The sequence below is a fragment of the Paenibacillus sp. OT2-17 genome (assembly GCF_009827695.1).
GTDB classification, from domain to species: Bacteria; Bacillota; Bacilli; order Paenibacillales; family Paenibacillaceae; genus Paenibacillus; species Paenibacillus polymyxa_B.
This window is the reverse complement of record NZ_WUDQ01000222.1, coordinates 1-5702: the sequence shown is the minus strand read 5'-3', so window position 1 is coordinate 5702 and position 5702 is coordinate 1. Positions and strand designations below refer to the sequence as shown.

The 5702-nt window shown below is 45.2% G+C and carries 5 protein-coding genes; 1 reads left to right on the top strand and 4 read right to left on the bottom strand.

What is annotated here, in order from left to right; all coding sequences use genetic code 11:
- The 3 genes from GRP75_RS17960 to GRP75_RS17950 all read right to left on the bottom strand — a co-directional run.
- On the bottom strand, nucleotides 1-932 hold a 932-nt coding region (locus GRP75_RS17960; protein ID WP_237449093.1), incomplete at its 3' end, for a thiamine pyrophosphate-dependent enzyme.
- Between the two features lie 514 nt (nucleotides 933-1446).
- Nucleotides 1447-2346 carry a formyltetrahydrofolate deformylase gene (gene purU / locus GRP75_RS17955; RefSeq protein ID WP_023987631.1) on the bottom strand — a complete coding sequence of 300 codons (900 nt, stop codon included), beginning with the start codon at nucleotides 2344-2346 and terminating at the stop codon, nucleotides 1447-1449.
- A 22-nt stretch (nucleotides 2347-2368) separates the two neighbouring features.
- Nucleotides 2369-3496: a deoxyribonuclease IV gene (locus GRP75_RS17950; RefSeq protein WP_160789960.1), complete on the bottom strand. Its 1128-nt coding sequence runs from the start codon at nucleotides 3494-3496 to the stop codon at nucleotides 2369-2371.
- Between the two features lie 297 nt (nucleotides 3497-3793).
- On the opposite strand from GRP75_RS17950, the gene GRP75_RS17945 reads away from it, so the two are divergent.
- Nucleotides 3794-4708, top strand: coding sequence for a TIGR01777 family oxidoreductase (locus GRP75_RS17945; RefSeq protein ID WP_160789959.1), 915 nt, complete (start codon nucleotides 3794-3796; stop codon nucleotides 4706-4708).
- A 201-nt stretch (nucleotides 4709-4909) separates the two neighbouring features.
- On the opposite strand, the gene GRP75_RS17940 is transcribed toward GRP75_RS17945, so the two are convergent.
- The coding region (locus GRP75_RS17940) for an FHA domain-containing protein (protein WP_160789958.1) at nucleotides 4910-5702 on the bottom strand (793 nt) is incomplete at its 5' end.

Below are 5702 nucleotides of genomic sequence, written 5' to 3'. Positions count from 1 at the left end.
AAATGCTCGCGAACCTCTTGTGGTACGTGGAAGTCCTCTTCGTATACCCATTTGTAGAAATCTTTAGTCAGCTTGGCTTCTTCTGATCCCAGCGGGGAACCATGAGTACCACCGTGTCCGCCTTTACCTTGTTTGTTCGGGCTTCCGTAGCCGATAACTGTTTTCACTTCAATCAGCGTAGGGCGTGTCGAGTCGCCTTGCGCTTCTTCAATGGCTTTTTGGATGGCTGGAAGGTCGTTACCATCTTCTACGCGCAGTACTTGCCAGTTGTAAGCTTCAAAGCGTTTGGCAACACTCTCGGAAGAGGACAGATTAAGCTTGCCGTCCAGTGTAATATCATTGGAATCAAACAATACAATCAGCTTGCCCAGTTGTAAGCGACCAGCCAGCGAAGCAGCCTCGTGGGAAATACCTTCCATCAGATCGCCATCGCCGCAGATTGCATACGTGAAGTGATCTACAACTTTAAATTCGTCTTTATTATATGTTGCACCCAGTTGAGCTTCAGCCATTGCCATACCTACGGACATTGCGAGACCTTGTCCCAGAGGTCCAGTTGTAGCATCTACACCAGCAGTGTGCCCAAACTCAGGGTGTCCGGGTGTAAGGCTGCCCCATTGACGGAATTGCTTCAGTTCTTCCATAGGAAGATCATAGCCGCTCAGGTGCAGAAGGCTGTATAGCAACATGGAACCATGTCCTGCGGACAATACAAAACGGTCACGGTTAACCCATGTAGGTTGATCGGGATTATGATTCATCGTTTTAGCAAAAAGTTGGTATCCCATTGGCGCGGAGCCCATCGGCATACCAGGATGTCCCGAGTTTGCTTTCTCGATGGCGTCAATTGCCAACGTACGAATAGTTGTGATGGACAAATTGTCGATCGTGGAGTTTTCATCCTTTTGAATCGCTTGATTCTGGTCAGTCATGGTTTGCCTCCTCATATTGTATAAAGTATGTCAATTGCATTCGGTCATACTCTCCAACACCACCGTCCGATATAGAAACGATGTCTATTGAAGTGAGTGAATCTGCTTGAATGTTTCAATATGACTTATACATTCTTAAGTATTGTACCATCTGCCGTGAAAGTTTGCCAGATCGTTTATAAAGATGATTGTGGAAATGTAGTACCGAGTCCTCATATAAATATACCCGTAATGTATTAACCTCATTTAAAAAATTATAAAATCACAAAAAAATATTATGTACTGACTGTTTATTAAGGCGAGTAACTCACATGAGGATTTTGCAAAAATCCCATAAGCGACTTCCAATGAATAAGATATAGATCGAAATGGTTTAGTTCGTCTATATCTTGCACTTCGGAGCGACTGGAGTCGAATTTTTCAAAATCCTTACATAAAAAAACAAAGCCCGTTATACAGCGGGCTTTGTTCAACAAAAAATATATACTCACAAGTTTTTTCTAAAATTTTAAGATTAGTTAAAAACGACCGTTTTGTTCTCATGAACCAGAATACGATCCTCTGCATGCCACTTCACGGCTCTTGCCAAAACGACCCGCTCTATGGTGCGACCGATCCGTTTTAGCTCATTTACATCATCTCCGTGGCTTACACGCTGCACGTCCTGCTCAATGATCGGGCCGCCGTCCAATTCTTCAGTTACATAATGCGCAGTAGCACCAATAATTTTCACACCGCGATTATAGGCTTGGGCGTATGGCTTCCCACCCACGAATGCCGGCAGAAAGGAATGATGGATATTGATAATCCGGTTGCGATAATGCTCAATAAACTTGGGAGAAATAATCTGCATGTAACGGGCTAAAATGATAACGTCAATGTCTTCGCCAATGACCTCTAGTTGGCGGCGCTCCGCCTCCGGTTTGGTATCGGCTGTTACCGGAATATGGTGATACGGGATGCCAAATGATTCCACATACTCCTTCATATCCGGATGATTACTAACCACCAATGAAATATCCGCGTCCAGATCCCCTGCCTGCCATTGCCACAGCAGTTCTACCAAACAGTGATCTTCTTTAGAAACGAAAATAGCCAGTTTTTTCTTGCGGCTAACCGCAGAAATCGTCCACTCCATACGGAATTGCTCAGCAACAGCGGCAAAATCCTGCTCCAGCTGTGGCTGGGTTGCACTCAAATTCGGCAGATCAAATTCAATCCGCATAAAAAACATACCGCCGGACGGGTCCATTGTATATTGATCAGATTGAACGATATTGGCCCCATGCTCGTACAAAAAACGGGACACGGCCGCTACAATACCTGGTCCGTCTGGACAAGATACAAGCATACGCGCGCGGTTTTCATGGGCAGACAGAGTGCTATTTGGCTGATGTTTTACGTGAATTTCCATGTGGCTATTAATCCCCCTTAGCTTATACCGTCACTGGCAAATGACTGCCGGCAAACCAGGCAATCAACCGTTGATTAATGTGTTCTTCGCTCAAATCTGGAAATAGTGCTGCTTCCGTTATCATGTCATACAGACGTTCCAACGGCTCACGTGGATCGGCTTTTCTTGCTTTGGCATCATTTTTTAGCAGAGCCCAGGTGTCCAGCACAAATTTACGGACATCCACATCCTGTTTTTTGAAAAACGAACGCAATTGTTCTACCTGACCCAAAAACTCATCCCCAAAGCGTTCCTTTACATTTCCGCGAAGCAGGGCAATTTCAACCTCATACATCGGACGCTGAGTTTTGGCTTCCTTGCCAATCCATGGCGTCTCCAAAATAAACGGACGTCCTTGAAGTGCTTCATGATGCACCACATTATGAATAGTCTGATAGCCAATCCAGCCTGATCCGATAGGAGTATGTCTGTCTTTATGAGCGCCAACTGGATTTTTACTATCATTGATGTGAACAACTGCGATGCGATTCAAGCCGACAATACGGTCGAATTGCTCCAATACACCGTCCAGATCATTTACGATATCATAACCCGCATCGTGAATGTGACAGGTGTCCATACAAACCGTAAGACGCTCGTTATGCTCTACTTTATCTATAATGGAGGCAATCTCCTCAAAGCTACGACCCATTTCCGTTCCTTTGCCTGCCATCGTTTCAAGCGCAATGTTAACATCTGTCTCCTTCACGCCGTTTAGTACCTCGTTCAAACCATCAGCAATACGCCCGATTCCGTATTCTGCATCCTTATCGGTAAAAGCGCCTGGATGCAGCACGATATTTTTCACACCAATCGCGTGTGTGCGTCGAATTTCCTCCTGAAGAAAGCTGACCGCAAGCTCATAGGTATTTTCTTTGTAAGAGCCAAGGTTGATGATATACGGGGCATGCACCACGATATCTTCCATTCCCTTCTCAGCCATTAACTGCTTGCCTTCCTCCAAATACATGGACTCCATCGGCTTACGACGCGTGTTTTGCGGTGCTCCCGTGTATATCATAAAGGAGCTGGACCCGTAAGAAGACGCTTCTTTTGTAGCGCTGAGCAGACCTTTGTCCGAGAAGGACACATGAGAACCAATTTTCAGCATGATCCTGATTCATCCCCTTATCCTGTTATGCTTGTCTTATTTTAATTTAATCATTTTAACGTGATTATTGAAATCAAACAACATAGCTTTTATGGCAGCTTTCTTAAATGACTCTATTAAGGGAACACGTAGATAAAGTACACATCAGAATTTATGTTAGTCAAACGAGGGTAAATAAAATCATGGATTGACATCCTTAACCGTATAAAGGTACATTCATATGAAGTTTTTTTCTCAAAAAGGGTTATATTCTATAACAGATGTATTTTTTTGTGAATCGGAAGGAGAGCTGGCTCCATGAACATCATCGTATGTGGAGGAACTGGATTGGTGGGGAGTGCACTGGTCAAAAGCCTGCTAGACGACGGATACACCGTGAAAGTCGTTACCCGCAAGCCACTGGTAGGACACGAAGCGAGCCCCCGCTTGCAATATATGAGTTGGAACGAATTAAAACAAAAGCCTGAAGTACTGGAAGGCACAGATGCGGTCGTTAATTTAGCAGGCGAAACGCTGAATCAGCGCTGGACGGATAAGTCCAAACAAAGAATTCTTCAATCACGACTGCTATCTGTTGCCCGTTTGGCTCAAGCATTGAATGCTCTACAAAAAAAACCGAAAGTTATCATTCAGGCTTCGGCTGTTGCCGCCTATGGTGCATCCCTGACCGAAACATTCGATGAAACGAGCCCGCGTCGTTCGAAAGATTTTTTGTCTCAGGTGGTTGAGCAATGGGAGGAAGCCACCAATGCCTACCCTTCTGATGCCCGTTTAATTAAGTTACGCATTAGCCTTGTGCTGGACAGAAAAAAAGGGGCATTCCCACTCATGAAGATACCTTATAGCTTCGGATTCGGCGGCAAAATAGGCAGCGGTCATCAATGGATGAGCTGGATTCATATTGAGGATATCGTTCGTCTGATCACGTACTGCATCCATACGACGGAAATCGTCGGGGCAGTGAACGCATCTTCACCATACCCAGTGACGAACGACCAGTTTGGGAAAACCGTGGCTCAGGCATACCACCGTCCGCATTGGTTTCCCGTTCCAGGCATTCTCGTTCAAAAACTGCTCGGTGAGATGAGCACCCTTGTCTTGGATGGCCAAAAAGTACTCCCGCACAAAGCGCTGGAGCACGGATTTAAGTTTAACTATCCTTCACTTAAGGACGCTCTAAAGGAACTCCATTCTTCCCAAAAACAGCATTGAATGCAAAAAGAGGAACTCCAGGCTGGTAGGTAGTGTCACTACCAGCTTAGGGTTCATTTTTTAAGTCAGACACAATCTATCGAGCAGACTGCAAGTTTTTAAGATGCCTCATTTTATTCTTATTAATAGTCCACTATTCATAAAGAAGGAAGCCCTAAATCTAACAGGCCTCTTCTTGACATCTATCCATATAACCTTCATTTATGATGCATTGGAGGATTTAGAAGAGTCCAACCGATAAGTATAAGAGACTCCAGCGATTTTAAAAGTGTCTCCCTCATTCAGGATGTACTCCTTATAAGGCACCATAGGCTCTCCATTCAGAGCAGTTCCGTTCGTCGAGGATAAATCCTTAACAATGTGGCTATGTTCTCCTGTAACTATGCAAAGCTCAATATGAGTACGGGAAGCTCCATCCGTATGCTCCACAAACTGGACCAATTGCGGATCTCTCCCGATGATAAAGCTGCCTGCAACGAATTGGTCTGGCTGCAACCGGATGCGCTCGGTCCCTCCACTACCTAGTGGCTTGCGTTCCAGGCAAGCAATCGGTGATTGCTGAACAGGTGAAATCTGTATCTCTTGATCTGGACGAAGCAGCATCGTTTCCTGCTTAGATGCAGCATTTAGCAGCTCCGTTACCCCGGAGAGAGACTTATAATAAGCCTCACTGGTATCACTGGCTTCCAATTCATTTCCCCGTCCCGCACCTTTCCACGATGGCTCGTGTAGGTCATAGTTTGCTGAAGTGTTCTCCCTATCTTCCGTAACTCGGTTTCCCGCGCTTTTAGATTCTGAGTTTGGAAAAGTCCATCTCCAGCTCTCCTGCCCTTGATCACTCGAATCGGAAGATTGCTTGTCTTGATGATGACGTCCCGCTACAAATCCGGTCAGCTTATCTACCTGATAACGATCATTTTTCCGCTGTGCTGAGGAAGAAGTAGTTCCTAACCATTCCGAATCCAATACAGGTACTGAATCGCTGTACATATGA

Excerpts from the sequence above, each read along its gene's own strand:
- GRP75_RS17950 (WP_160789960.1), bottom strand. The coding sequence starts at position 3,496 with ATGCTGAAAATTGGTTCTCATGTGTCCTTCTCGGACAAAGGTCTGCTC.
- purU (WP_023987631.1), bottom strand. The coding sequence starts at position 2,346 with ATGGAAATTCACGTAAAACATCAGCCAAATAGCACTCTGTCTGCCCAT.
- GRP75_RS17945 (WP_160789959.1), top strand. The coding sequence starts at position 3,794 with ATGAACATCATCGTATGTGGAGGAACTGGATTGGTGGGGAGTGCACTG.